General features: G+C 51.9%; 23 protein-coding genes, 2 pseudogenes and 1 riboswitch. Of the genes and pseudogenes, 23 read left to right on the top strand and 2 right to left on the bottom strand.

Annotated elements, in window-relative coordinates; genetic code table 11:
- Positions 1–157: 157 nt before the first annotated feature.
- The 12 genes and pseudogenes from ACTHPM_RS14370 to ACTHPM_RS14315 all read left to right on the top strand — a co-directional run bounded on the left by ACTHPM_RS14370 (position 158) and on the right by ACTHPM_RS14315 (position 12,864).
- The gene (locus ACTHPM_RS14370) at positions 158–880 is read left to right on the top strand and encodes an adenosylcobinamide amidohydrolase (RefSeq protein ID WP_440395680.1); all 723 of its coding nucleotides are present in this window, start codon (positions 158–160) and stop codon (positions 878–880) included.
- Entirely contained in the window at positions 877–1,842 is a 966-nt protein-coding gene (cbiB, locus tag ACTHPM_RS14365; RefSeq protein WP_440396239.1) for an adenosylcobinamide-phosphate synthase CbiB, read from the top strand. The genes ACTHPM_RS14370 and cbiB overlap by 4 nt, the downstream gene beginning before the upstream one ends.
- Positions 1,833–2,459: a histidine phosphatase family protein gene (locus ACTHPM_RS14360; RefSeq protein ID WP_440395681.1), complete on the top strand. Its 627-nt coding sequence runs from the start codon at positions 1,833–1,835 to the stop codon at positions 2,457–2,459. Before cbiB ends, ACTHPM_RS14360 begins: the two co-directional genes overlap by 10 nt.
- 165 nt (positions 2,460–2,624) lie before the next feature.
- Positions 2,625–2,836, top strand: a riboswitch (cobalamin riboswitch).
- A gap of 334 nt (positions 2,837–3,170) precedes the next feature.
- Entirely contained in the window at positions 3,171–4,163 is a 993-nt protein-coding gene (locus ACTHPM_RS14355) for an ABC transporter substrate-binding protein (protein ID WP_440421583.1), read from the top strand.
- Positions 4,163–5,209, top strand: coding sequence for a FecCD family ABC transporter permease (locus tag ACTHPM_RS14350; protein ID WP_440395683.1), 1,047 nt, complete (start codon positions 4,163–4,165; stop codon positions 5,207–5,209). The genes ACTHPM_RS14355 and ACTHPM_RS14350 overlap by 1 nt, the downstream gene beginning before the upstream one ends.
- Entirely contained in the window at positions 5,206–5,985 is a 780-nt protein-coding gene (locus ACTHPM_RS14345) for an ABC transporter ATP-binding protein (RefSeq protein WP_440395684.1), read from the top strand. Before ACTHPM_RS14350 ends, ACTHPM_RS14345 begins: the two co-directional genes overlap by 4 nt.
- A 56-nt stretch (positions 5,986–6,041) precedes the next feature.
- A pseudogene (gene cobT / locus ACTHPM_RS14340) lies at positions 6,042–7,111 on the top strand (nicotinate-nucleotide--dimethylbenzimidazole phosphoribosyltransferase).
- Complete coding sequence (gene cobU / locus ACTHPM_RS14335; protein ID WP_440395686.1) at positions 7,108–7,665, top strand: bifunctional adenosylcobinamide kinase/adenosylcobinamide-phosphate guanylyltransferase; 558 nt, start codon at positions 7,108–7,110, stop codon at positions 7,663–7,665. Before cobT ends, cobU begins: the two are co-directional and overlap by 4 nt.
- Positions 7,662–8,468: an adenosylcobinamide-GDP ribazoletransferase gene (cobS, locus tag ACTHPM_RS14330; protein ID WP_440395687.1), complete on the top strand. Its 807-nt coding sequence runs from the start codon at positions 7,662–7,664 to the stop codon at positions 8,466–8,468. Before cobU ends, cobS begins: the two co-directional genes overlap by 4 nt.
- 74 nt (positions 8,469–8,542) lie before the next feature.
- Positions 8,543–10,129 carry a cobyric acid synthase gene (locus ACTHPM_RS14325; RefSeq protein ID WP_440395688.1) on the top strand — a complete coding sequence of 529 codons (1,587 nt, stop codon included), beginning with the start codon at positions 8,543–8,545 and terminating at the stop codon, positions 10,127–10,129.
- A 416-nt stretch (positions 10,130–10,545) separates the two neighbouring features.
- On the top strand, positions 10,546–11,940 hold the full coding sequence (locus tag ACTHPM_RS14320; RefSeq protein WP_440395689.1) for an L-cystine transporter: 1,395 nt from the start codon (positions 10,546–10,548) through the stop codon (positions 11,938–11,940).
- 222 nt (positions 11,941–12,162) lie between these two features.
- Positions 12,163–12,864, top strand: coding sequence for a queuosine precursor transporter (locus tag ACTHPM_RS14315; RefSeq protein WP_440395690.1), 702 nt, complete (start codon positions 12,163–12,165; stop codon positions 12,862–12,864).
- 120 nt (positions 12,865–12,984) lie between these two features.
- Here ACTHPM_RS14315 and ACTHPM_RS14310 read toward each other — a convergent pair whose 3' ends face one another.
- Together ACTHPM_RS14310 and ACTHPM_RS14305 are read right to left on the bottom strand one after the other, a co-directional pair.
- Positions 12,985–14,076, bottom strand: coding sequence for a M24 family metallopeptidase (locus ACTHPM_RS14310; RefSeq protein ID WP_440395691.1), 1,092 nt, complete (start codon positions 14,074–14,076; stop codon positions 12,985–12,987).
- A gap of 83 nt (positions 14,077–14,159) precedes the next feature.
- A complete protein-coding gene (locus tag ACTHPM_RS14305; RefSeq protein WP_440395692.1) occupies positions 14,160–14,894 on the bottom strand; it encodes an MBL fold metallo-hydrolase in 735 nt (244 codons plus the stop codon).
- 179 nt (positions 14,895–15,073) lie between these two features.
- Between ACTHPM_RS14305 and ACTHPM_RS14300 the strand changes: the two genes are divergently transcribed.
- The 11 genes and pseudogenes from ACTHPM_RS14300 (at position 15,074) to ACTHPM_RS14250 (ending at position 26,813) form a co-directional block, all read left to right on the top strand.
- Complete coding sequence (locus tag ACTHPM_RS14300) at positions 15,074–15,952, top strand: SDR family oxidoreductase (RefSeq protein WP_440395693.1); 879 nt, start codon at positions 15,074–15,076, stop codon at positions 15,950–15,952.
- A gap of 354 nt (positions 15,953–16,306) precedes the next feature.
- Positions 16,307–16,822 carry an N-acetyltransferase family protein gene (locus ACTHPM_RS14295; protein ID WP_440395694.1) on the top strand — a complete coding sequence of 172 codons (516 nt, stop codon included), beginning with the start codon at positions 16,307–16,309 and terminating at the stop codon, positions 16,820–16,822.
- A gap of 320 nt (positions 16,823–17,142) precedes the next feature.
- Positions 17,143–18,684: a stalk domain-containing protein gene (locus ACTHPM_RS14290; RefSeq protein WP_440395695.1), complete on the top strand. Its 1,542-nt coding sequence runs from the start codon at positions 17,143–17,145 to the stop codon at positions 18,682–18,684.
- 185 nt (positions 18,685–18,869) lie between these two features.
- Positions 18,870–19,952: a tyrosine-type recombinase/integrase gene (locus ACTHPM_RS14285; RefSeq protein ID WP_440395696.1), complete on the top strand. Its 1,083-nt coding sequence runs from the start codon at positions 18,870–18,872 to the stop codon at positions 19,950–19,952.
- A gap of 1,521 nt (positions 19,953–21,473) precedes the next feature.
- Positions 21,474–22,139, top strand: coding sequence for a hypothetical protein (locus tag ACTHPM_RS14280; RefSeq protein WP_440395697.1), 666 nt, complete (start codon positions 21,474–21,476; stop codon positions 22,137–22,139).
- Between the two features lie 196 nt (positions 22,140–22,335).
- Positions 22,336–23,052, top strand: a pseudogene (locus ACTHPM_RS14275) (class I SAM-dependent methyltransferase).
- 219 nt (positions 23,053–23,271) lie between these two features.
- Positions 23,272–24,102 (top strand): metallophosphoesterase family protein, encoded by an 831-nt coding sequence (locus tag ACTHPM_RS14270; protein ID WP_440395698.1) that lies wholly within the window; start codon positions 23,272–23,274, stop codon positions 24,100–24,102.
- Positions 24,099–24,236 (top strand): hypothetical protein, encoded by a 138-nt coding sequence (locus ACTHPM_RS14265; RefSeq protein WP_440395699.1) that lies wholly within the window; start codon positions 24,099–24,101, stop codon positions 24,234–24,236. Before ACTHPM_RS14270 ends, ACTHPM_RS14265 begins: the two co-directional genes overlap by 4 nt.
- Positions 24,237–24,316: 80 nt before the next feature.
- Positions 24,317–25,018, top strand: coding sequence for a DUF2711 family protein (locus tag ACTHPM_RS14260; protein WP_440395700.1), 702 nt, complete (start codon positions 24,317–24,319; stop codon positions 25,016–25,018).
- A 214-nt stretch (positions 25,019–25,232) separates the two neighbouring features.
- Positions 25,233–26,258, top strand: a complete 1,026-nt coding sequence (locus ACTHPM_RS14255) for a phosphotransferase enzyme family protein (RefSeq protein ID WP_440395701.1) — start codon at positions 25,233–25,235, stop codon at positions 26,256–26,258.
- Positions 26,259–26,531: 273 nt separating this feature from the next.
- The gene (locus ACTHPM_RS14250; protein ID WP_440395702.1) at positions 26,532–26,813 is read left to right on the top strand and encodes a hypothetical protein; all 282 of its coding nucleotides are present in this window, start codon (positions 26,532–26,534) and stop codon (positions 26,811–26,813) included.
- The last annotated feature ends 14 nt before the right edge of the window (positions 26,814–26,827 follow it).

Below are 26,827 nucleotides of genomic sequence, written 5' to 3'. Positions count from 1 at the left end.
GTAATCCATATAAATTGAACTAAAGAAAGGGAATGCACTGCTCCTGTATTCCGTATGAAATCAAGGAGAAGCAGGGTTAAACTTTCGTTCATTTTATAGATACATAAAGATTTAAAGCGAAGGATTACAGGTCTGAAGATTAAAGGGGGAAAATAAAGTGGCAACACCATTTTTGAACGGACAACAGGCGGAATATGCATCGGAGGTATGGCCCGGTCTTGTACTCAAGCAAGGGGAACGGCACCTGCTGCTGCAGCTTCCGGCGATGGTCGAAGCGATGGGGAGCGCCGTTCATGGCGGAGGAATCACCCGGTTGCGGAGAATGGCCAACATTTACGTGGACCGCTTGTACGACTGCTCGGATCCTGAGCGTGATGTCATCGAATGGCTGCGGGAATGGAGATACCCGATCGATACGACCGCCGGGCTGCTGACCGCGGTGCAGCTGCGGCATGCCTCGGTCATGGAGGAGAAGAACGCGGAGGCGGCGGTTTTCTGCTGCGTGACCTCCGGAACCTCCAATGCCGCCAGAGCCGGATCGGACCGGACGACATATCCGGCCTTCACACCGGGCACGGTTAACATCATGCTGTTGATCGATGCGAAGCTGACGCAGGCCGCGATGATCAATGCCTTGATGACGGCCGTGGAAGCCAAGGCAGCGGCTCTCGCCGATCTGAACGTGCGCGATGCAGAGAACGGCCTCTTGGCCACGGGTACGACCTCGGATGCGATCATGCTGGGCGTCAGCCAAAGCGGATCCTATTCGGTGGAGCATCAATACGCAGGAACGGCAACCCATCTCGGCGCCATGATCGGACGAACCGTATATGGAGCGGTGAAGGAGGGACTGCAAGCAGCATGGGCGGAGCGCAGCTGACGGCAATGTTCATCCTGGCGGCAGCGTTTATCCTGGACCTGCTGATCGGTGATCCGCGCTGGATTCCGCATCCGGTCATCGGGATGGGCAAGGCGATCAAGAGACTGGAAGCCTGGATACGCCGCCGCTTCCGGCCGGAAAGCTTGAAAAGGGCGGGCATCCTGCTGCCGGTTCTGGTCGCAGGCGGCTCATTCGTTCTGACATGGCTATTGCTCATGCTGCTCGGATGGATTCACCCTTGGCTCGCCTGGGCCGCGGAGGCCCTGCTGATCGCCACGACGATCGCCGTCAAGGGATTGAAGGATGCAGGCTTGGAAGTATACCGGCACTTGAAGCAAGGGGATTTGGCCGCGGCCCGCAGCAGTCTCGGCATGATTGTCGGACGCGAAACCTCGCATCTGGACGAGCCGGAAATCGTGCGCGGGACGGTGGAAACCGTCGCCGAGAATATCGTGGATGCGGTTATTTCCCCGCTGCTGTACGCGCTGATCGGAGGGGCGCCGCTCGCGATGGCGTACCGGGCGGTGAATACGCTCGACTCCATGGTCGGCTACAAGAACGATAAATACATTCATCTGGGCTGGGCGTCGGCCCGTCTCGATGACATCGCCAACTGGATTCCGGCGAGGCTGACGGCGGTCTTGCTGACGCTGTCCGCCCTGATGCTGGGCCTGGATTACCGCAGCGCCATCCGCATGGTGAGGCGCGATGCGAGAAAGCATCCGAGCCCGAACAGCGGTTTTCCGGAGTCCGCAACGGCCGGTGCGCTGGGCATCCGGCTCGGCGGCACGAACGTGTACCATGGCGTATCGTCGTTCAGGGCTTATATGGGTGACGCGAACAGGCCGATGGAAGCCCGGGATATCCGGCTCACGAACCGGCTGTTGTTCACGGTCTCGGCGATGTTCGTCATCCTTGCGCTTCTTGCCATATGGGGCTTCGGAGGCACGTTATGGATATAAAACGAATGGAGCTCGTGCTGATGAGGCACGGATCGACGCTGTGGAACGAGCAGAGGCGTTATCTCGGGCATACCGACGTCCCCCTGAGTCCGAAAGGGGTAAGCGAGCTGGATTCCGCAGGGGTCAAGCTTCAAGGCTGGCCGATCAGCCGCGTGTACTGCAGCGATCTGACACGGTGCCGCGAAAGCCTGGATGCGGTGCGACCGGATCTTTCGGCAAGTGCCGTGTATGACAGCGCCCTGCGGGAAATGGATTTTGGCGCTTGGGAAGGCCGCACCTATGACGAGCTCAAGGATATTCCTTCGTACCGGCAGTGGCTGGATGATCCGCGTCAGGTGACACCGCCCATGGGCGAGTCATGGGAGGCCTTTGAAAGAAGAATCACGGCGGTCCTGCACACCGTGCTGCCGCCGGCAGACAATGAGCTTGCGGACGATGCGTCTAATTCAAGTTCTGTGCTCGTGGTGGCCCATGGCGGCGTTATCCGGCAGATTGTATCCCGCCTCATGCCTGGAACGGCCTTTTGGGATGTGAGCGCGGAGCCGGGAAGTCTGCTGGTGCTGTCCCTGGAGCGGCGTCACGGGCGATGGACCGGCTGTGAGCTACGGATCAAGTAAGACGTTACGAAGTGCTCTTACCTGCTCATCACGAGGTGCTCTTACCTGCTCATCATGAGGTGCCTATAGCGAATCGTCATTTTTTTTCGTGAAAGATGTCATTGTAAGGCGGAAGCATTTCACCTATAATCAGAAACTAGAGATGCATTGCCTGGACAATAAGTGAATAATGATAACTGATGAGGTCCCGGATACGGCTGCTGCCGTATGTCGATTCCGGGTGAAAAGGGAAGCCGGTGCAAATCCGGCACGGTCCCGCCACTGTAAAACAGGTATGTCCCGATATGCCACTGTTTCTCCTTGAGGAGGGATGGGAAGGCCGGGGTGATACTGCCAAGCCTGTAAGTCAGGAGACCTGCCTCATGAGAATAATGACGGTCCTTCGAGGAAAGGATTACGATCTAGCGTCTTAAGCATGCAGCCATTTGGTGCGCATAAGCTTTCGGCGCCGGCCTGACCGCGGCATTACGCCGCTACAAGTCCGAACAGACGTAATCCCTGGTTCTTATTTTAAGAATCAGGGTTTTTTGTTGGAAAAACATCGGCACAAGACAGTTCCGCAGAGTTACGGGACGTAAGCCCGCATGCTTTTCCAAGTGATGTCTTCCGTCAAGCAGCATTCATGGATAGCGAAGTCGCCAGGCCTCTTTTGCGTCAAAGAAAATGAGCCAAAAAGAGGAGAGAAACGAGAACATGAATTTGAAATCGCCAATGAAAAGATGGTCCACCGGAATTGCCGCGCTGCTGCTCGCATTGTCCCTGGCGGCATGCGGCAACAACAACGAGACAAAAGACAATGCGGCGGCGCCGCAGACCGAGCCTGCCAAACAGGAAGCCACGCAGCCTGCTGCGGACAGTTTGAAGACGGCGTACCCGTTAACGCTCCAGGATGCGACCGGACAATCCTTTACGTTCAACGAGGCGCCGAAGCATATCGTGTCGGTATCTCCTGCGGAGACCGAAGCGCTGTTCGCGATCGGATTGAATGACGAGATCGTAGGCGTGTCGGATTATGACGACTACCCCGAAAGCGCGAAAACCAAGCCCAAGATGGGCGGCATCATGAAGCCGAACGAGGAAGCGATGATCGCGGCGCAGCCGGACGTGGTCTTCACGGGCATTTCGATGAGCGAGGACGCGGTGAAGAAGCTGCGCGAGCTCAGCATTCCGATTTTCAAAACCGATCCGAAAACCGTGGACGACGTCATCAAGAACATCGAAACGTACGGACAGATAACGGACCATCAGGCGGAAGCCAAAAAGGTCGTAGACCAGATGAAAGAGGAACAGAACAAGGTCGTGGAAGCCGTCAAAGCCTTGAGCGGAGATCAAAAGAAAAAGGTGTACATCGAGTTTTCTCCGGGCTGGACGGTAGGTAAAGGCGAATTTATGGATGAGCTGATCACCCTGGCCGGTGGGGTTAACGTGGCGGGCGATACGCAGGGCTGGAGCGAAATCAGCGAGGAGAAGATCATCAAGGACAATCCGGACGTCATTCTGTACGCCAAAAGCGTCATTGACGACAAAACCAAAAAAGGCCTGGGTGACATCATCAAAGGCCGCAGCGGCTGGGACCAGATAACGGCCGTGAAGAACGGGGCCGTCATCGGCCTGGACGACAATCTATTGAGCCGGCCGGGTCCGCGCGTCACGCAAGGGCTTCAAGAAGTGGCGAAAGCCATCTATCCGGACCTGTTTAAATAATGAACAAAAAGCTGGCAGGTTACGGAGGGATCGGTATCGTGCTGCTGGTGCTGACCCTGCTGATCTGTCTGGGGATCGGTTCGGTCGCACTGCCGGTCAAGGATATCGCCTTGATCGTGCTTCACAGGCTGCCGTGGATCGGGGATGCCATTACCCCGAACTGGAATCCGTCCTATGAGCAAATCATTATCAAAGTACGTCTGCCCCGCGTCCTGCTGGGCATGCTGGTCGGCTCGTCGCTCGCGGTGGCAGGCTCCGGATTTCAGGGTGTGCTGCGCAATCCGCTTGCCGATCCGTTTACGCTCGGGGTATCCTCGGGCTCGGCGGTCGGAGCCTCGATCCTGATCTATTCCGGATTGCAGTATTCGCTGCTCGGCGCATGGACGCTGCCGGCGCTGGCCTTTGTCACAGGTTCGGTGACCCTGTGGGGTGTCATGGCCCTGGCCCGGGAAAGGGGGAAAATCCCGACGAACAGCCTGATTCTCTCTGGCGTCGTGATGCAGTCGTTCCTGGGGGCGATCGTGTCCTTTCTGACGGCGATGTCGAAGCAGACGGTGAATGAAATTTTATACTGGACAATGGGCAGCTTAAGCCTGCGTGGATGGTCGTATACGGCCATCCTTTTGCCGTATTTTGCGGTCGGGTTCGTGCTGATCTGGAGCCGGGCGCGCTCGCTTAACCTGCTGTCCCTCGGGGAACGGCAGGCGGCACATCTGGGCGTGCATGTGGAGCGGCTCAAGATTACGGTGCTTCTGGTGAGCACCCTGCTGACGGCCGCGGCCGTGTCCATGGCCGGTGTGATCGGCTTCGTCGGGCTGGTTATCCCGCACGTGATCCGATTGATCGCAGGTCCCGATTACCGGTACATCGTTCCGCTCTCCGCGATCGGCGGCGGCATATTCATGGTATGGGCGGATACACTCGCCCGGTCCGTCCTTGCTCCGACGGAAATTCCGCTGGGCGTGGTGACGGCATTCGTCGGCGCGCCATTCTTTGGTTATCTGCTGTACCGCAGCAAGAAGCAGCGAGGGGGGAGAATCTCTTGATTGAGGTCAGAAGTGCAGGCAAGGAATTTGGCGGGATCACCGCCTTGAACCGTCTGGACTGGAAGGTCAAGGAGGGTGAATGGTGGGGCGTGATCGGTCCGAACGGAAGCGGCAAGTCGACTTTGATGCGCCTCCTGTCCGGTGTAGAGCCGGTGAGTACCGGTTCGATCCGCATCGCGGGCCGAGACGTCGCCGAATACGGCCGCAAGCCTCTCTCGCAGATGATGGCGGTTCTTCAGCAGGAAGGGATTGCGCCTATTCACTACCCGGTCAGGGAAGTGCTTGAAATGGGGCGTTACCCTTACCTGGACTGGCTGGGACGCGATGTAAAGGAAGATGTGGACGCGCTGATCGAAGACGTTATGGATAAGCTGGAGCTGCATGAACTGGCCGATCGCCCGCTCGATGAACTGAGCGGCGGGCAGCGGCAGCGGGTGGCGCTGGGACAGGTCATGGCACAGGAGCCGCAGATTCTGCTTCTGGATGAACCGACCACCTTTCTCGATATACGCTATCAGCAGCAGTTTATGGAGCTGGTAGCTGCGTGGCGAAAAGAAACCGGCATCACGGTCATCGCCGTCCTTCACGATTTGAATCTGGCAGCCCAGTACTGCGACAAGCTGCTCGTCCTGCGGGACGGGAGTTCAGTTGGCATGGGCACGCCGGAGGACATGCTGACGGCGGAGCGCATCCGGTTCGTTTATGAGGTGGAGCCCGTCGTGGTCAAACATCCGGATAGCGGCGTGCCGCAGGTACTGTTATCCAGGAAGGCATAAAAGGTTGTACAATAGAGTGGTACATAGAAGTTGTGCATATCTGGGGAGGGAAAGTCATGAACTCATTTTTAGAGCAATATGTCGGACAAATTACCGGGCTTGATATGGAGGCATCCCGCGCGGAAGCGGCTCATATCGGCAATCTGACGGTTCCACCCGGCGCTCTGGGGAAGCTTGAATCGCTTGCCGTGCAGCTGGCGGGAATCACCGGACAGATCAAGCCGTCGTTTCCGAAAAAGGAAGTGATCGTGATGGCTGCGGACCACGGCGTCTGCGAGGAAGGCGTCAGTGCTTTCCCGCAGGAGGTGACCTCGCAGATGATCTTCAACTTCCTGTCCGGCGGGGCTGCCGTTAACGTGCTGGCCAGACAGGCCGGAGCCGAAGTGGTGTGCGTGGACATCGGCGTGAACAACGATATTTCGCATCCACAGCTTCTTTCCGCAAGGTCCGGTTCGGCACGGCCAATATGGCCAAGGGACCGGCGATGACGCGCGCCGAGGCGGAGCTCTCCATCGAGTCCGGAATCCGGGTCGTGGAGGAGGCGGTCAAGCGGGGCGTAAGCATTTTTGTAACGGGCGAAATGGGGATCGGCAATACGACCGCCAGCGCGGCCGTCATGTGCGCGATGACCCGCACGGAGCCGCGGGAAGCAGCCGGGAGGGGCACGGGCCTGGATGATGAACGGCTTAAGCATAAAATTTCCGTCATCGAGAAAGCCCTGGAATTAAATGCGCCGGATGCGGCGGATCCCATCGACGTGCTTGCGAAAGTCGGGGGTCTGGAGATCGGCGGCCTGACGGGGGTGATCCTGGGAGCCGCGGCCAATCGCTGCCCGGTCATCATCGACGGCTTCATTTCCAGCGCGGCGGCTCTGCTCGCCCGGGCAATTTCGCCGGAATCGGCCGCATTCATGGTGGCATCCCATGCTTCCCATGAACAGGGTCACCGGCTGCTGCTGCAGGCGCTGGATCTGCGTCCGGGCCTCGACCTCGATATGCGCATCGGAGAAGGAACAGGCGGGGTGCTTGGCCTGACGTTGATCGATGCGGCCTGCCGGATCGTCAGCGAAATGGCCACGTTCGAAAGCGCCGGCATTTCCGGCAGCGGAGCGCCTGAACAGCCATGAGCATTCTCGTAACGGGCGGCGCAAGGAGCGGAAAGAGCTCCTTCGCGGAACGATGGATCATGGCAAATGCGGACAGGGCGGTGTATGTGGCGACGGCGCAGGCATTTGACCAGGAAATGAAGGACCGGATCGCGCTCCACCGGGAGCAGCGAAGCCGGTCGGACTTCGCGTGGTACACGGCCGAAGAGCCGCTGCGGCTGGCGGAGCTGCTGGCAGCCTGGCAGGCAGAGGCAGAGTCGCCGGCGGTGCTGGTGGACTGTCTGACGTTATGGCTGTCGAACGTGATATTGGAAGCCGAAGGACAACAAGATATGGAGAAGCGCATCCGTGAGGCGATTGATACGCTGGTCGAGCAGATCCGGACCTATCCGGGTACGCTTGTGCTGGTGACGAACGAGGTCGGGGACGGGATCGTACCGGAGTATGCGCTGGGGCGGCTGTTCCGCGATTATGCCGGCATCTTGAATCAATCGGTGGCCCGCGTCAGCAGCCAGGTGTTTCTCGTGACCGTGGGAATCCCGATCGAGCTGAAGAGCAGGGAGTACCGGCTATGAGACAAGGAACGCAGGCGCTTGCCGCCGCTTTTCAATTTCTTTCCCGTTTCCCTGTCAAAGCGCAGCTGGATTACACGCCGGAGCTGTTCCGGCAGAGCACGCGCTTCTATCCGCTGGTGGGGGCTGCCATCGGCGCGGCTGTCTGGTGCGGTGCCGCTGCGGCATCGTATCTGCTGCCGCCGCTGCCTGCGGCGGTAGTGATTGTTGCGCTCTGGGTCGCGTTGACCGGGGGCTTGCATCTGGACGGCTGGATGGATACCGCCGACGGGCTGCTCAGCTACCGGTCCCGGGAGAAGATGCTGGAGATTATGAAGGATAGCCGGGTCGGCGCGATGGGCGTGCTGGCCTGCGTGCTGCTCCTGCTGCTGAAAACATCGCTGGTCTACTCCCTGTTGACCGGAGGACTGCCGCCGCTGCTCTTGCTGCTGCCGCCGATCTGGAGCCGCTGGTTCATGGTGCACGCGATGGCGTCCTGGCCGATGGCCAGGGGCAAGGAGGGCCTTGCCGGGCAGAATTTCAACGGCATGCAAAAGCGCCACAGCCTGGCGGCCGTGCCGGGGGCTGCCATGCTGACCGCTGCGGCCGCGGCCTTGTTTCCGCTGCTGGGCATCGGCGACTTCAGCCTGCTGCGGGCGGGTTTGTCATGGCTGCTGCTGCCGCTAGCGGCTTGGGCTGCCGGAGTCTGGGCGGCGCGCCGGATGACCCGCAAGCTCGGCGGCCTGACCGGCGACACTTACGGCGCGCTGAACGAGGGCATCGAAACGGTGTTGCTGCTGGTGCTTGTCATCATTCTGCATCGTTAAAGGTCTCGTCATTAGCATCACCGTCAGTACATTCAGCCAGAATTGCTGTTTTAAACAAAGGGGGAATACCCATCATGAACAAGATCGAGCAGGGGAGCGCCGGAAGCGCGGCTGTGCTGATGCTGCAGGGCACCGCATCGGATGTGGGCAAAAGCGTCATCACAGCCGCGCTTTGCCGTATTTTCATGCAGGATGGCTTCCGGACGGCTCCGTTTAAATCGCAAAATATGGCCCTGAATTCCTATGTCACCGAGGACGGCAAGGAAATTGGCAGAGCCCAGGGCATGCAGGCGGAAGCCTGCGGAATTGCGGCTACAACGGATATGAATCCGATTCTGATCAAGCCGACGGGAGACATGCATTCCCAGATCGTGGTTCACGGCCGGCCGCTCGCGAACATGAGCGCATCGGATTACCGGAGCCGCTATTTGCCGACCGCCAAAGAGACGGTGATGGAAGCGCTGGGACGCCTCCGTTCCGCCTATGACATCGTCGTGATGGAAGGTGCGGGGAGCCCGGCCGAGATCAATCTGAAGGACCGCGATATCGTGAACATGAATCTGGCCGGCTGGGCGGACGCGCCGGTCGTGCTGGTCGCGGACATCGACCGCGGGGGCGTCTTTGCCTTTCTTGTCGGTACGCTGGAACTGCTGGAGCCGCATGAGCGCCAGCGGGTCAAAGGGTTTATCATCAACAAGTTCCGCGGCGATCTGGCACTGCTGCAGCCCGGACTGGATTGGCTGGAGAAGCGGACAGGCATCCCGGTGCTGGGCGTGCTGCCGTACATGCATGATTTGCGCCTGGAAGCGGAAGACTCGGTCGTTCTGGAAGCGGCATCTGCCCCGGCTGCGGTAGCCGCAGACATCGATATCGCGGTGATCCGCAGTCCGCGCATCTCGAACTTCACGGATTTCGACCCGCTCATGGAGGAGCCAGGGGTATCTGTGCGTTTCGTCAGCCGGCCGGCGGATCTCGGAACGCCGGACGTCGTTATTTTGCCGGGAACGAAGAATACGATCGGAGACCTGAACCATCTCAGGGAACAGGGCTTTGAGTCTGCAATCTCCCGGGCCATGCAGTCCGGAGTTACCCAATTGGTCGGCATATGCGGGGGCTATCAGATGCTGGGCAGAACCCTTGGCGATCCGCATGGCATGGAGAACGCTATTCCCGCTGAGGCGGAGGGGCTTGGGTACCTGCCGCTTGAGACGCTTTTTGCTGAGGACAAAAGAACCGTCCGCGTCAGCGGTACGCTGCAGGCTTCGTGCCCGGTACGACTTGAAGGGCTTGACCCTTCGGTTCGGGTGCCGATTGAAGGCTATGAAATTCATATGGGCAGCACCCGCATGATGGAGGCCGCGAAAGAGGGCGCATACCCGCTGTTTCACATTCGTGAGGAGGCCAGCGGCGATTTCAAACCGGAGGGCTGCGGCGCCAAGGGCGGCCGCGTGTGGGGCACGTACCTGCACGGCATTTTCCACAATGATGCTTTTCGAACGGGATGGCTTAATGCCATCCGCAAAGCCAAAGGACTCCCTCTTGCAGATCATGCCCTTTCGGTTAAAGAACGCAAGGAGAGCGAGTTCAACCGCGTGGCGGAAACGGTAAGGCAGCATCTCCGGATGGACGAAATCTACAAGCTGCTCGGCATCAGCCGTTAGATTCCGAACAGGTCCGGGTGTTTTTTATCAAGGGTACGCAAGAATGGGAAAGCACATCGCCTGTATTCCGGATGGAATCAAGGTTAAGGTGAGACAAGGATAAACTTCGGTTCATGTTATAAAATGGGTTATATTTTAGCAAAATGGGTAAAAACAGGAGTAAGTCATCCAGAAGAAATTCGGGGGATGGCTTATTTTTTTAGGCAAAAAAAGTTATAAAATTAATCCTATCCAAATACTATGAATTGTGCTAATATAAGAAACAGTTTCGGACCGGATATGAAAAGCTTGACATTTGGCAAGGTTTAAATCCTGGCCCGGGCACATAACTATTGGTTAATCAGGCAATGCGGACATCCGTGTGCGGACGGAGGATCTCGCGGAAGCCTTACCATAAAAGGGGTGCACAAAAGTAGATGAATACATTATGGGTTATCGTCAATGTGATCGTCATGCTCGCTCTCATCGGACTGCTGCTTTGGATGCAGAAGAAGCATGTTTCGTTCACAAAACGCGTGTTTGCCGGACTTGGACTCGGGGTTGTGTTCGGCGTCGTCTTGCAGCTGATTTTCGGTGTTGACTCTGCCGTCATTGCGAAGTCGACCGATTGGTTCAACCTGGCGGGCTACGGCTATGTCGGCCTGCTGCAGATGGTGGTCGTGCCGCTCATTATGGTGTCGATCATCTCCGCTATCATGAATTTGAAAGGTAGACAGAATCTCGGCAAGATGAGCGGATCGATCATTGCGGTGCTGCTGGTGACCGTGGCGATTGCAGCCGCCGTGAGTATCGCCGTGAGCCTCAGCTTTAACCTGAAAGCCATTGACATTAAAGCGGGCGACCGCGAAAATGCGCAGGGCCAGAAGCTCGAGGAGAGATTGGGAGATGTTGAGGATAAGACAATTCCGCAGCAGATTCTGGAATTCGTGCCGACGAATCCTTTTGCCGACATGACGGGCGCACGCCGCTCTTCCACGCTGGCCGTCGTCATTTTCTCCGCGTTCATCGGGGTGGCGGTTCTCGGAATCGACCGCAAGAAGCCGGAGCAGGCCGCAACCTTCCGGAAAATGGTTGAAGCTGTTTACGCCGTCGTGCTTAGGATCGTCACGCTCGTGCTCAGGCTGACGCCATACGGCATCTTGGCCTTGATCACCAAAACGGTGGCGACCACCAACGTGGATGAAATCCTGAAGCTGATCAAGTTCGTGGGAGCATCGTACGTGGCCTTGATCATCATGTTCATCATCCACCTGGTCATCATCGCGCTGTTCGGGTTCAATCCGATCCAGTACGTAAGAAAGGTGTTCCCGACGCTGACCTTTGCGTTCACGTCCCGTTCGAGCGCTGCTACGATTCCGCTGAACGTGGAGACGCAGACGAAGAAGCTGGGCGTATCCGACGGGATTGCCAACCTGTCCGCGACCTTTGGGGCTACGATCGGCCAGAATGGCTGCGCCGGCATCTATCCGGCCATGCTCGCCTGCATGATCGCGCCGACGGTCGGCATCGATCCGCTGAGCTGGAGCTTCATCGTGAAGCTGATCCTGATCGTGGTCATCAGTTCCTTCGGCGTTGCGGGCGTTGGTGGGGGAGCAACCTTCGCTTCCCTGATCGTCCTGTCGACAATGAACCTTCCGGTCGCACTCGCCGGTCTTCTGATCTCGGTCGAACCGCTGATCGACATGGGCCGTACGGCGCTGAACGTCAACGACTCCATGGTGGCAGGGCTCGTATCGAGTAAGGTGCTGAAAGAGAACGACCACGACGTCTTCAACAATAATGTGGATCTCGATAGCGCGGCACACGCTTAAGATTGCGTGCTGACGCATGCATACAAGAGAGGAAAGCCCCGGCAGAATGCCGGGGCTTTTTGCTATCCAGCCGCAGCTGTCCGGCAATCTTAACCACCGGAAAAAAACCGTAGCCACGGGGACAAGATTATGTTACATTAGAACATGTTTTTGAGCGGCGGAGCTGCATCGAAAACCGCGGTTCGCAACCATCCCGCGTAATCAAAACTAGGAGGATACATCATGTTCAACTTACTATGGGGTATCGTTTACGTACTCGTGAATTTTTCGCTGTATTTGCTGTGTTACCGTCTGTTCGGCAAAAAGGGCTTGTATGCCTGGATCGGTGTTGCGACCGTGGTAGCCAACATTCAGGTGACCAAAACGATCGATATTTTCGGCATCGCCATGACGCTCGGGAATACGATGTACGTCAGCTTGTATATGACAAGCGACCTGCTGAACGAGAAGTACGGCAGGAAGGAAGCGCAAAAGGCGGTCTGGTTCGGCTTCTTCACCCTGGTCATGACGACCGTGCTGATGCAGATGGCTCTTTATTTCTCGCCGCTTGGGGGAGCCGACGACGAGATGCAGAAGGCGCTGCGGAGCATTTTCGGCCTGATGCCGCGGCTCGCGCTCGGAAGCTTGACGGCCTATTTTGTCAGCCAGTTCCTGGACGTGAAGCTGTACACCTGGATCCGCAAATTTTACGGCAAGCGTCATCAGTTCTGGATCCGCAACAACGGCAGCACGATGATCAGCTCGCTCGTGGATACGCTCATTTTCTGCGTGATCGCCTTTGCCGGAAGGGAAGGGTTCACCTGGACGATCTGGCTCGAAGTGTTCCTGACGACGTACGTCATCAAGTTCGTGCTGACCGCTGTAGGGACGCCGTTCCTGTACATTGCCCGCGATTTCAAGTTTGCCGATGACGATAAGGAATAAATGAAGTAGGTATTACCTGAATCAAATGATATGGTTGCACATACGCAAAAACCGGAAGCCGCATCCGCTGAGGATGAGCATCCGGTTTTTTTGTTGAATCCGCCTGGACGGAATCATAAATCAGCCCTCGAGCGTGATCAGCTCTTTCGGGTAGGAGGTGAGGACTTCCACGCCGTTTTCGGTCACGAAAATATCGTCCTCGATGCGGACGCCGCCAAGCCCTGCCACATAGACGCCCGGCTCCACGGTAAATACCATGCCCGGTTGGACCAGGTCGGTATTGTTGCCGTGCACCGATGGATATTCATGAACGTCCATGCCGAGGCCGTGGCCGAGGCGATGCAGGAAGTAAGGGCCGTAGCCTGCTTTGTCGATGGCAGCGCGCGCCGCTTGGTCCACCGAAGCAAGGGTGACGCCAGGCTGGATCGCCTGAATGCCTGCGAGGTTGGCTTCCAGCACCGCGTTATAGATGCTCTTCAGCTCCGGGGAGATGTCGCCCACCGCGAAGGTACGGGTAATGTCGGAGGCATAGCCGTCTGCGTACACACCCATGTCGAACATGAGCAGGTCGCCGTGCTGGATCTTGCGGTCTCCGGGCGTTCCGTGCGGCAGCGCGGTTTTCGGTCCGGACAGCACCATCGTGTCGAAGGATGGACCCTGTGCACCGAGTTTCTTCATTAAATATTCGAGTTCGGCGACGATCTCGATTTCGGTGACGCCGACCTTCACGCTCTTCAGTCCCTGGCGCAGCACTTCCTCGATGAGCTCCATCGCATGCTTCATGCGCTTGATCTCCTCAGGCGATTTGTTGACGCGCATGCTGCGGAGCAGCGGGCCGATGTCGGCGTACTGCTTGGCGGATACGGAGGCGGACAGCTCTTCGTAACGCGCCACGGTCAGCTGTTCCTTTTCGATGCCGAGCGTTCCGATGCTGCCTTTGAACTGCTCCTGCAGCAGCAGGTACGGATTATCCGTGTCGCTGTGCGTCAGGATGTTCTTCACGCTCGAGGCAGCGCTCGCCGCTTCGGCATCCAGCGCAGGCACGATCAGCAGCGGCTCTTCGCCCTGCACGAGCAGAAGGCCGAGAAAACGTTCATGCGGATCGCTCGCGAATCCGGTCAAATAATACACATGCTTGGGATCGGTCACCAGCAGGCTGTCGAGTCCTTTGTCGTTCATCGATTGTTCCAGTTGTTTCATACGGTTGTTCATATTCAGGTCTTCCTTTCCAAGTTCATGCATCCATAAAGCTTATTATAACACTCCTGCGCCAGGACTGAATGGCCGCCCGGAGATTAATGCTGCTCCAGAGTGGAGAGCAGATCGGCGATTCGCACCGCCGGTTCCCGGTCATAAAGGCCGCCATGGTAGCAGAATATGCTGTCCAGCGGCAGATTCGTCAATTTGTGCATGCTCTGCACGGCTTCTTCCATATTCGGGGTGAAGGCTTCCGCCGGACCCGCCAGATCGCCGTCCACCACGCGCAGCTCGTCCGCGGCCAGCAAAAGCTTCTCCTCAGGCAGGTACAGGCAGATATGCCCCGGCGTATGGCCGGGCGTATGGATCACGCGCATCCCTCCGTGAATAGGGAGCGTTTCCCCGTCCTTCAGTTCGCGCGAGATTCGGATCGAAGGCAACTCGCCGAACAGCGCTAGGATCGCGCTTCTTGCCGTTTCCGGCATGCGGGACAGCCGCTCGTCCGTCATTTTGATGATGCGCTTCGCGCCCGTGATGTAAGGAATGTCAGCGGGATGCGCCCAGACCTCGATTTCTGGAAAAGCTTTCGTTAATGCGGCCAAATTGCCGACATGGTCAATATCCTGATGCGTCATGATGATCCGTTTGATATCGGAAAGCTGAAGTCCGGCCTCCTGTACGGCGCGGGTCAGCTGGTCCAATTGCCCGACATTGCCGGTGTCCACCAGCGTGGCGCCGCTCTCATCCCACAGCAGCACAGGCTGATAATCCGGCTCCGCAGCATCCGGCTGCGCATATAGTTCCATTGAAGCGATTCGATGTCCAAGTTTCATAGGGTATCCGGATAAAGATCCGGCGCACCTCCTCTGGTTGTAGATACTGTCTTCTTTATTATAAGGCTGCAGGCGGCAAAAATAAAAAAACGCCGATAAAACAATTGATTTCCTGACGCTGACATGTTTAATTACAAATAGGAACCAGGAATTGGAATTTAGGGCGGGAGGAATGAGAGATGGCTAAGATTGCGGTAGTGACGGGAGCCAATTCGGGCATGGGGCTGGCTTCCACGGTCGCGCTGGCCAAGCAGGGGGCCGAGGTGATCATGGTATGCCGTAACGAGCAGCGGGGGCAGGAGGCGCTGGCTGCAGCCATCCGGCAAAGCGGATCGAAGCAGATCCGGCTGATGCTCTGCGACTTGGGCAAATTGTCCAGCATTCGCGCGTTTGCACAGGAATTTACGGAGCATTACCCCATGCTGGATGTGCTTCTCAACAATGCCGGCGTGGTCATGATCAAGCGTCAGGAAACGGCGGACGGCTTCGAGATGGACCTCGGGGTCAATCATCTGGGACACTTTCTGCTGACCAATTTGCTGCTGGACCCGCTGTGCGCTTCCTCGCAGGGAAGGGTCGTCACCGTCGCCTCGGGTGCCTATAAGGCGGGCAAAATTCATTTTAACGATCCGTTCCTGAAGCGAGGATTCAATCCGGCCAAAGCCTATGCGCAGTCGAAGCTCGCGAACATCCTGTTCACGAAGGAGCTGGCTTCGCGCCTTGCCGGCACGAAGGTGACCGCCAACTGCGTACATCCGGGGGCTGTCGGCACGCAGATTGGCGTTAACCGCGATACCGGATTTGGCAAAGGGGTCATGGCGATGATACGGCCATTCTTCCTGACGCCCGAGCAGGGGGCGGATACGGCCATCTATCTGGCCACGGCGCCGGAGCTTGCGGAGGTAAGCGGGCAATATTTTTACAAGAAGAAGCCTCAGAAGCTGTCGGCCAAAGCGGACAACAGGGAGGACGCCAAGCGGCTGTGGGCATGGAGCTGCGAGCAAGTTGGGCTGGTGGATGGTGGATTCCCTGCATCGCGGGACGGGGATGTGCGGTGAGCCTTTCATGAAGAGAGGTGAAGATCATGGCATTGAAAAAGAATCTTGATTCCGCCAGGGGCCTTAAGGAGTAAAGGGCTGATCGACGGCATATCGATCATCTACTTGCTAAGATCGAGCCGTGTAAAACATACGCTGACTGCTTTAGCAGTACAGAACATTCTGACTACGCAAAACCGCCCCCGTCCAGCACCTGCTGCCGGGTAGGGCCGGAATGGATTCGAGGACATGGGTGCCATGCCGTATCAGCTGACTCATGCTCGAAAGACATGCTGTACCGATGGCGCAATCGCTTTTCTTCCTATAAAATAGAGACAAACCATATCGGATGAACGCAGGGGGAATGAACGCATCATGAAGCTGGATAACTATACGATCGAAGACGCGAAGGCAGAGGATCTGGCCGCCATCGTCGCCATTTATAATTCCACGATTGCCGGCAGAAAGGTAACCGCGGATCTGGAGCCGGTGACGGCCGAAAGCCGACAGCCCTGGTTCGAAGAGCATAACAGCCATCACCGCCCGCTGTGGGTTCTGAAGTCGGATGGAGAGATCCTGGCGTGGCTGAGCTTCCAATCCTTTTACGGACGGGCGGCGTACAATGCGACGGCGGAGATCAGCATCTATGTATCGGAGGCTTGCCGCGGCAAGGGCGTGGGCGGGATTTTGCTGGAAAAAGCGTTTGAAGCCTGTCCGGGCCTTGGAATCAAGCGCCTTGTCGGCTTTGTTTTCGGACATAACGATCCGAGCCTCGGGCTGCTGCGGAAGTACGGCTTTGAGGATTGGGGCTTTCTGCCGGGCGTGGCGGAGCTGGATGGAATCGAGAGGGATCTGGTGATCGTGGGCAAGAAGGTTGAGGTATCCGCTTAGTTGCTAGATCGGATGAGCTAAAGAGTGGACAGCTCTGACAACGGGAATGAACCCTGGATCAAGGGAAGACAAGGCAATCTTTATTTGGTCTACACGGGTGAAGACGAGCTTTCATACATGAACGTGAAAAGAATAAGCCAACTTCGGGTTTTGCTGCAGGCAGCGCGGGGGTTGGCTTTTTGGTGCATACCTGATCCCACAGGCGATTCCATATTCATGAAAAATTGTATTTACATGAACAGACAAGCGCTGGCATACTATATTCAACCGGGATAATTCCGGGATATGGAAATAATCATGAATACATTGGAGGAAAAATAATGAAGAAGCGTTTCAAATGGGGGCTGGCCGCGATGCTGTCCCTGCTTCTGGTGGTACTGGCAGGCTGTCAGTCCGTTGGCGGCATAGACGTTAGCAAGGCTGCTCTCGGCACGCTGGATGTGAAGTCATCCATGTCCAAGCAGACCATGTCCCTGCAGCTGGTGCCCGTGGAGGGCAATCTGAATGAAGACGACAAGAAGGCCATTGAGCTGCTGAGTTCGCTGTCCGTCACGATGGATCAGGTGATGATGCAGGATGCCAATACGGCATCGCTCGAAGGAGCGGTGAACTTCCAGGGCAAGAAGCTTCCTTTCCATCTGTCGATGGACAAGAAGGCGCTGACGCTGTCGGTTGAGGGCATGACGCAGCCCGTATCCGTTCCGCTGGAGCTGGAAGACATGGATCTGGGCATGATGATCCCCGGCATGGACATGAGCAATGAAAGCTTGATTCAGATGTATAAGGACGTGCTGGGCTTCCTGCTCAAGCATACCCCGAATCCGCCTTCCATCTCGGTCACACCGGTGACGGAGAAAGTGAACGGAGAATCGCTGTCCCTGCAAAAGCTGCATATCGACCTTCGCGGGGATGAGCTGGTTGGCTTGGCCAAAGGCTTCCTGACGAGCGTATCCAAGGATAAGGAAGGCGTGAAAGCGCTGATGACCCGTCTGTACGATGCGTATTATCCGCTGTTTGAAGCCTATGCCGGAGCTCCGGAAGAAGAAACGGAGACACCGGACAAAGCGGAGATCGAGCAGAACATCAACGAAGCTGTGGATCAGCTGATGTCTGCGCTGGATGGGCTGCTTCCGGAGTATGACAAGAACGTGGCAGGGCTGTTCGAGGAATCGCCGGAGCTCAGCGAGGTTCTGGGCAAAAACACCGTGCTTTCCCTCGACTTCATGCTCGACAGCAAGCTGAACATCCGCAAACAGAACATGGACCTGACCGTGCAGCTGCCGGCGGGCGAGGATCTGCCGATCAAGCAGGTGAAGGTTCATTCCGAAGCCGAGAGCTGGAAGGTCAATGAGCCGGTAACGATTCATCCGGTGGATACGTCCAAAGGCGTGTGGGACGTGAGTTCCGGCGAACCGACGCCAGGCGAGATGCTGCGCCATCTGGACCGCCAGTCCGAGCTGTACCGTTTGCTAAAGGATGACCTGGAGATTACCCGCAAGTCGTTCTACATGTATACGGACGAAGATCCGACCGTGCTGTACGATCCGGGCTATGAACCGGTCATCGTGAAGAACGTGATGATGGTGCCTGTCAAATACGTAGCCGATGAGCTGGATGCCAAGCTGGAATGGAATCAGGCGACGAAAACGATGACGCTGACCGATGACCTGACAGGCTCCACGATCGTCCTGAAAATGGGCTCGAAGCAGGCCACCGTCAACGGCGTGAGCGAAATGCTCGCCCTGCCGGTGCAAAACCTGGACGGCTACGCCTACGTACCGATGCGTTTTATCACCAAAGCGCTGGGCGCAGTGGGACACTGGGATGCGGCAGAGCAGCTCGTAACGATCGAAAGAGACTAATAAATAGAGCGCATGATGTTTCCAAAGGTATTGGGGACGGCCAAGAGGCCGTCTCTTTTTTTGCGGGCATGGAGCTATAAAAATCTCTATTTACTAGGTTAGTCCGAATGAGAAGGGGCATCGTGACCGTTTTAGGAAACGTGTGTGGATGTGTCTCATCTTCAAGGGTGAAAAGGAGGGGGATTATGAGCAGAAAACAGATAGAAGTAAAGGAAGCGTCAGCGGGCATGTTATGGGTAACTATGCCTCCTGAGAAGGAGTGGATCGAGCGTATACGCAGCGTGCAGGGACGCAAGTGGCACCCGGATAGAATACAGGGGAGCATTCCTTGCACAGGGGAAACCATCGATATGTTCGTAAAGATGTTCGCCGACACTCCGGTTTGGATAGAGGCTTCCGTGCAGGAGCGTTTCCCGCAGCTGAGGAGATGCTCTTCCCAAGGCCAACGCTGGCGGAAGAAATGTACAGACGCATTGAAAATGAGAGGTTACAGCCGTAGTACGGAAAAAGCATATGTAGGGCATTTGGAAAGATGCATGAATCACACCGGAGTACATCTCGACAACATGCTGCTGACGGATGCGAGGAAGTATATATTGGAGCAGCTCGAATTGGAGCTATCCCACACCTATGTGAATCAAGCGATCAGTGCGCTGCGATTCTGGTTCAGGGATGTGGAGAAGCGTATCGATTTTCCGAAAGAGTGGGCAAGGCCCAAACGCGAGAACAAGCTCCCTGCCGTTCTGTCGGCCACAGAGGTATCGCTGCTGCTTGGCAGCGTTAGCAACATCAAGCATCGAGCAGCGTTAACGTTGATTTACTCCGCGGGACTGCGGATCAGTGAGGCGGTGCGATTGAGGGTGCAGGATTTGGATGCAGAGCGGGGAACCATCCATGTTCGCCAGGCCAAAGGAAGAAAGGACCGGTACACGCTGTTGTCGCAAACCGCTTATAAGCTTCTGGAGGAGTACATCCGGACAGAGCGCCCCCGAGTTTGGCTGTTCCCAGGAGGAACAGAGGGACGGCCCATCACGGTCAGAAGCATTCAGCACGTATTTGAAAAAGCAAAGCTGCTTGCAGGAATTCAAAAGCCGGCGACGGTGCATACCCTGAGGCATTCCTTTGCGACGCACCTGCTGGAAGCGGGAACGGATATCCGTTATATTCAGGAGCTGCTCGGCCATGCCAGTTCCAAAACGACAGAGATCTACACGCATGTGAGCATCAGGGATATCCGCCGAATCCAGAGCCCATTGGATCTGATGTAAGAGATGAAAGAGATTGAATAAAATGGAAACTTCGCATAACATACTCAGTAAGAGAAAAAAGCGAATGTCACATTTGACCGAGATGGAGGTGGATTTGCGACATTCGTGGAATGGGAGTTATGCGAAATACTTGAGTCAAATAATGAAGAATTAATTAAATCGTTACTTAGGTAATCAATTTATAGTTTTAAACTAGAGTAATAAAAAAATCTAGACTAACTGCTTATTAATTACATATTTATGTTATTTTACAAATATGATATGATTCTTGATAGGTTGTTCGTTTTGCTCAACAAAAGGGTAAACCCCCACGGTTTCCTCAACACTATAAAGCGGATTGGAGTGTTGCTTATGAGCAAAATTTGGAGTTGGTTTGACGGAATTGAAGTTACTGCAGTGCCTCCTTATGTTGCTATTCAGTTCAAGAAGCCACAAAATTCCGCCAATGTGGGGCAAAGCGAATAACCTAGAACCCTCCAATAAAATGGGGGGTTCTTTTATACAAAAAAACATGTAATAATTTAATTTGATCAATTAATGATTAATAAAATAGTTGCAAATTTAACAAGGAATGAAAATAAAAAATAGATTACTTAAATGATTAATAAATTAATAAAAACAATAGGTAAGAATCTCGGAGAAGCCAAGTACATCGCATAACAAATTATTCACGCTGCGGGGCAATCGCCCCTTGGTTGTCAGATGTATAATCATGGGGAAGCTCAGACAACAAATGACCAAGCCTAAGATAAGAGCTATCTAAGGCTGGGTCATTTCGTAAATACAAAGACGTTATGCGAAACCCATGTAATGAATCTATAAAGAATTTAATGGAAGTGATTTCATGAAAGTTCAAAGAATTAAATGTACAAGTATCGGCGTGTATGAACATGCTCTAACTCGAGGGAGAGTATATGAAATAGTCGATAAGGATGAGAACAAATACCGAATAGTAGGGAATCATGGGAGAAGAATATGGGTTCCCATCTATAATTTCACTTCTATTGAGGAACCAATATTAATTATGAAGACGTGACAAATCGATGATAATGTTAATGATTTTGAATTTTTAGAAGTGACTATAACCTTTGAAGATGACACTAAGAGATGGTGTTTAATCACGACGCCACAAAAAATTGCAAACTATTTTGAAAATGAATTGATGAATCCACCTGGAATAAGTATAAAACATTTGATTATTATGAAGACAATTAGAATAGAAGATATAGAAAGCATGCTAAAGCATTTAGATAACCAGAACGAATTAATAGAAGTGACAATACCTTTATTTGAAAGCTAATCATAGAGGACAAGGGCATCGCATAACAACGTATCTACGCTGCGGGGGTCAAGCCCCCTTGGTCTGCCGGAGAATTTTCAGGGAAGTGGAGTCAGCAGACAACCCTGCACTACCTAACCGCATCGCGGCCAGTCGCTATCGCTCTTTTAAGGTAGTGAGGGTTCGTAGATACAACAACGTTATGTGAAACCAGCGAAAACTCTGATAAAGGAGTCATTATAATGATTGAATACAACCTTATTACAACAAAGAATAGTGTTAAGCCGAATTATGATATTAGCAATAAAGATTTTTATTTTGAGATATATGTTAGCCCTGGTGAAGAAGTATGCCTATTGGGAAAAATAGATAATAACTATATTTGCTGGTGTTCGATAACCAAGGTCACACAATTAAATACTAATGAAGAAATAATCAATTACTTACTATCACAATCCACTGAGCGACTGTATTCAAGCCACTATCAAGTGTTAGGATCTCGTTATGAAGAAATTCGAAAGTGGCACTCTTTTATTGTTACAAAGCATTGGCACAAAGGTCAGTACTGGTATAGGTCTCCTGTAAGTAATTGCTTTTTCGGTACTCCTCCCTATAATAATGGTTCGTTTCTGGCGAGAGAAATACAGAAATTCTTCCTGATGGAGCTCAGTAAGTGTCAATATCGACTTATCGATAATGTTTATGTAAAGGTACTTAGTAGATATAAAGATATGTTAATGAAGGAGAATAGCCCGGAATATTATCTTGAGATGTTACCCATCAAAGAGATCATAAATTCAGAAAGTTATCTAAAGTTATGCTCTAATGATGAAATCAGAATTTTATATCTGGAATGTTTTGACCAATGTACTAATTTATATAATTTGTATATGACTGCTTCACGTTAAACCCATAAGTAATTCGAGGATGTCGTTGGCATCACATAACACCATGTTCACGCATCGGGGCATTCGCCCCTCGGTCCGGCAGATGTAGTTGGCAGGGAAGCAGTGGCAGCCGGACACACTCGACTTCGTCGAGCGTCATGAATACGAGAACGTTATGTGCAATTGAAGCAGATCTAATTTATGAGGAAGATGTACGATGAAGGAAAAAACAATTAAAAATCAAGATGATCTGTACACGATGTTAGATTCTCAGTTTCGACCTTTTAAGCAATTTTGGGATCCGTTTTATTCTGATCGGCAAAGACCAGTTCCATTTTTTCATAATAAACCGGACGAGAATCTCGATTATTACTTGAATTCAGGTATGATTAATCCGGGAAGAGCTTTGGAACTCGGTTGTGGACCAGGTCGCAATGCTATTTTTCTTAAGTTACACGGATTCGAAGTAGATGCAGTTGATATATCACAAGTTGCTATTGATTGGGCTAAGGAAAGAGCTAATGAATTATTCTTAGATATTAATTTTCAGTGCCAATCCGTATTTGAATTATAACCGAAGAATGAATATGACTTAATCTATGATTCTGGCTGCATGCACCACTTACTACCACATCGAAGAATTCAATATCTAGAAATGATTCGAAACGGATTAAAGTCAGGCGGTCATTTTGGATTAACTTGCTTCGCGCCTGGTTTTGGGGATATAGGAGGGCCTCAGTTTAGTATGAATGACTGGGATGTATATGAAGAGAAGTCCATGAAAGGCGGTCTAGCATTCACTGAAGAGAAGATTCGATATTTACTATCTGATTATTTTGAATGCATTGAAATGAGAATGATGGAAACTACGGATAAAAACAGCAATCTATTTGGTGTTCCATTTCTTTGGACTTCCCTTTGGAGAAAGGGATAGAAACAGATTTGTTTGTATTACGAGGATGGCTTAAACAGCACATAACAAGGTATTCACGCGGCCGGACGGCTTATGCCGTCCCTTGGTCCGCCGAGGCATTTCGAGAAGTGTATCAGGCGGACAACCCTGCGGACCTAACCGCGTCGCGGCCGCCCCTTTGGGGCTTAAGGTTCTCGGGTTCTTGAATAGGGGAACGTTAGGTGAAATATGACAAGGGAGGTGAAGACAATACGCTTCGATCTAATATCTGATATTCATCTTGATTTTTGGGTAGAAAACTCTAGCAATCATTTAAAGCAAGATAAAAAACTAGATAGGTTTATAACCGATATTCTCCCATCAGAACTTTCAAATACATTAGTGATTGCTGGAGACTTAGGTCACTATAATATTCAAAACCACAAATTCCTAGTAAAACTAAAAAAGCTTTATAAATATATTGTATTGGTACCAGGAAATCACGATTATTACTTAATTACGAAATCATTGAAAAATAAATATAAAAATAATTCAATAAAGCGATCAATTGAAATGAAGTTAATGGCTGAAGAGTTAACAGGAGTTTACTTTCTCGATGGGGTTCAAATCGAATTGGATAATGTTATTTATGGTGGTTGTGGCATGTGGTATGACTTTGAATACGGATTACAGGTTCTGAATATGGACTGGAATCAGATCTATGATAATTGGAAGTCAACATCAAATGACTCATTATTAATTGAAGGAAAGCCTCGATTGGTTAAGGATATGTTTCAAGAGGAGAAATCCAAATTACTAAAGGTACTAACATCTACAGATGTAATAGTGACTCATGTCTCGCCGGATTGGTCAGCAATTGCTAACAATTATAAAGGCGATTTGTCGAATAGTTATTATTACTTTGACGGGAAAGAGTTTTTTAATGACATTAACGGTCGAATATGGTGTTCAGGGCATATTCATAGAAGAATGGATTATATGAATTATGGTTGTAGATTTATTAATGCTGCATTGGGATATCCAGACGAAAATATGAACTTACCCAAAAAGATCATGACTGTATTTCGATGAAGCGTCATACATCACCTAACATTATTCCACGCATTGGAGCCTGGTGGCTCCTCGGTCCGCGAGAAGCGATCGGCAGGGAAGCTGATCCAGCGGACACATCCGCACCGACTAACCGCATCGCGGCCGGCTGCTGACGCAGCCTTAAGTCGGTGGGACGTCGTGGATGCAGGAACGTTAGGCGAAATTCAATTAACTGAAAGAACGTGAGAAATTAATGAAAGAAAAAATTCGAGTATTACCAGAACCTGATAGGTTTGCGGTTTGTGCGGTAGAAGATGTACCTATTTTAAAATATTATCAAGGACATTTTGATGAAGTATTTATATTTTTTCATCCGTTTATCAAACCGATCTCAATAGATACTTCAGAGTTTAATCCATCTACATATCCAGGCAAGTTTAGATTAGTCGAGAATTGTGAAGCAGTTAGTTGGTCAGAGTTTCTAGATCTTTCTTTGATAAGAAATTTCGAGGAATTAGATATAGGTTTAAGGACTAGGGTTTTAGGGTTAAAGCAGCATCTATGCAATGAAGAAACTGCCAAATTAATCAATGAAACATGTGAAAAACACAATTTAATAGAACCAATTGAGGGTATGTTACCTCAGCTTATTATTGATGGAATTTGTAAAGCTGTACAATCAATTGGATTTGATTGGTTATGGATAGGTGATGAATTTTGTACGAAGAGAAAACTGGAGTATATTGATGACATAATTCAAAGCGATAATCTTAGTAGACATAATTTGTTTACACCTGATAAATCAATTTTAATTACTACACATTGGGATAGCCATTTTTCTTTTCTTTGCTCCACAAAAGAAATAATTGATGAGATTGTTATAAATGCAAATCTCGAAGGATTTTATTGTAGAGAGGAAACTGAAATCTATTGGAGTATTCGAAAGAAGAATTGAACTTCGCCTAACATCATATCCATACATCGGAACCTGACGGCTCCTCGATCCGCAAGAAGTGATCGGCAGGGAAGCAGATTCAGCGGACACATCCGCACCGACTAACCGCATCGCGGCCGGCTGCTGACGCAGCCTTAAGTCGGTGGGACGTCGTGGATGCAGGAACGTTATCAGAAATTGGGGCAACAATATTAAAAACAGGGAAGGTGAAGTCTTGAAGCCCTTTTTCCACTTTGATACAGACGAAACAAGAGAAAATTTACTCTCACGAGCAAGAAATGTTGCTCTATGGGCAATTCAACAGTATGAAATTGAATGGAGTTGTATTCGTTTTATTCAATTGTCGGATACCATTACATATAAAATAGAGACCAACAAAACAGGTAATTATTTACTTCGCATTCATTCGGAAAGAGTAAACAAAGAAGAAATCATTTCGGAACTTGTTTTTCTTAATGAATTAAAGAAAATAGGTGACTTGATAGTACCTGAAGGGGTTGTAAGTCGCAATGGCTCATATGTTTTGGAATGTGAAACAGAGGTAGGGTATCGGAAACCTTGTGTCACAATGATGAAATGGGTCGAGGGAGAACGTTGGAGTGGAGAGTTCACAGATAGTCATGTATTTAGCATGGGTGTAATGATAGGAAAACTACATGAAACTTCAGCAAGTTTAGATGTACCACATAAGTTTGTTCGACCTCACTGGGGGATCTCCAGTTTCAGGAAAGAGGTAACCAAATTAGAACGTTATTATCCACGGTTTCTATCGGTCGGATCATGGATGCTATATCAAAAAGCCATAGATAAGATCATGCATCAATTGGACAGCATGCAACGAGATGATCGAAATTATGGTCTAATTCATGCGGATTTGCATTCCGGAAATGTTGTGTTTAACAACGGACTCCCATATCCAATTGATTTTGGAAGATGCGGGTTTGGATACTATTTGTATGATATGGCAGCTGCCTTATTAGAGCTTTATCCTAAGCATCGATGGTTGCTTATTCAAGGATATGAGAGCGTAGTCAAACTAGGAAAGGATTACATTCGCGAGCTAGAATGTTTTTTCATCATGATTATGATTGAAAACTATTGTCATCACTCCTCTGATACTAGAGAAATTTCTAGTTTAATCGAGGAACAAAAATATGCTCTGGCATATATTACAGAATACACAAATGACAGGTCATTCTTATTCGAAGTGATAGAGCCTATAGAACCCGAAGAAGTATAGTTGTTTAGTGAACTCGAGGGGGCCCCAACACCTGATAACACCGCATTCATGCATCGGTCGCTTCCGCTCCCTCGGTCCGCTGGGGGCATTTCGGGGAAGCAGATTCAGCGGACAACACCTGCGAGGCTAAGTCTTCGACCCGGCAAGGCGATCACTTCGTATGATCGCCACGGCAGCTTAAGCCTCTCGGATTCGTGAATGCGTAAGACGTTATCAGAAATCAATGAAAAACATTAGTCAAGGAAGCAATTCAAGAGAAATGGAGTGAAAGTAATGGAAATCAAAAGTAAAAAAGGGAATGTTATAGGAAAGATTGACTTTCAATCCCGGCAAGATATAATCAGTGAAATTATTGATTTAAGACCTGGCGAAGGGAAGGCTATCTACATAGCTGATGCCGCAGATAACAAATTTTCACAACAAACAAATTATGCTGCAATAAGTTGGGATGGAAGCTTAGAAAGCTTAAAAGAAAAATTAACCCCTTGGCAACCACAGTTTCCTACTCATTCTGTAATGTGTGGTATTCAATTTATTATGGATTTGAAAATTTAACATCGCAAGAAATC

The organism is Paenibacillus sp. SAFN-054, assembly GCF_051966755.1.
In the GTDB taxonomy this organism is placed as follows: domain Bacteria; phylum Bacillota; class Bacilli; order Paenibacillales; family Paenibacillaceae; genus Paenibacillus_AQ.
This window is presented reverse-complemented; position numbering and strand designations above follow the sequence as displayed.

Coding starts and splice junctions, on each gene's coding strand:
- ACTHPM_RS14360 (WP_440395681.1), top strand. CDS start 1,833: ATGGATATAAAACGAATGGAGCTCGTGCTGATGAGGCACGGATCGACG.
- ACTHPM_RS14355 (WP_440421583.1), top strand. CDS start 3,171: ATGAAAAGATGGTCCACCGGAATTGCCGCGCTGCTGCTCGCATTGTCC.
- ACTHPM_RS14350 (WP_440395683.1), top strand. CDS start 4,163: ATGAACAAAAAGCTGGCAGGTTACGGAGGGATCGGTATCGTGCTGCTG.
- cobU (WP_440395686.1), top strand. CDS start 7,108: ATGAGCATTCTCGTAACGGGCGGCGCAAGGAGCGGAAAGAGCTCCTTC.
- cobS (WP_440395687.1), top strand. CDS start 7,662: ATGAGACAAGGAACGCAGGCGCTTGCCGCCGCTTTTCAATTTCTTTCC.
- ACTHPM_RS14325 (WP_440395688.1), top strand. CDS start 8,543: ATGAACAAGATCGAGCAGGGGAGCGCCGGAAGCGCGGCTGTGCTGATG.
- ACTHPM_RS14320 (WP_440395689.1), top strand. CDS start 10,546: ATGAATACATTATGGGTTATCGTCAATGTGATCGTCATGCTCGCTCTC.
- ACTHPM_RS14315 (WP_440395690.1), top strand. CDS start 12,163: ATGTTCAACTTACTATGGGGTATCGTTTACGTACTCGTGAATTTTTCG.
- ACTHPM_RS14310 (WP_440395691.1), bottom strand. CDS start 14,076: ATGAACAACCGTATGAAACAACTGGAACAATCGATGAACGACAAAGGA.
- ACTHPM_RS14305 (WP_440395692.1), bottom strand. CDS start 14,894: ATGAAACTTGGACATCGAATCGCTTCAATGGAACTATATGCGCAGCCG.
- ACTHPM_RS14300 (WP_440395693.1), top strand. CDS start 15,074: ATGGCTAAGATTGCGGTAGTGACGGGAGCCAATTCGGGCATGGGGCTG.
- ACTHPM_RS14295 (WP_440395694.1), top strand. CDS start 16,307: ATGAAGCTGGATAACTATACGATCGAAGACGCGAAGGCAGAGGATCTG.
- ACTHPM_RS14290 (WP_440395695.1), top strand. CDS start 17,143: ATGAAGAAGCGTTTCAAATGGGGGCTGGCCGCGATGCTGTCCCTGCTT.
- ACTHPM_RS14285 (WP_440395696.1), top strand. CDS start 18,870: ATGAGCAGAAAACAGATAGAAGTAAAGGAAGCGTCAGCGGGCATGTTA.
- ACTHPM_RS14280 (WP_440395697.1), top strand. CDS start 21,474: ATGATTGAATACAACCTTATTACAACAAAGAATAGTGTTAAGCCGAAT.
- ACTHPM_RS14265 (WP_440395699.1), top strand. CDS start 24,099: ATGAAGCGTCATACATCACCTAACATTATTCCACGCATTGGAGCCTGG.
- ACTHPM_RS14260 (WP_440395700.1), top strand. CDS start 24,317: ATGAAAGAAAAAATTCGAGTATTACCAGAACCTGATAGGTTTGCGGTT.
- ACTHPM_RS14250 (WP_440395702.1), top strand. CDS start 26,532: ATGGAAATCAAAAGTAAAAAAGGGAATGTTATAGGAAAGATTGACTTT.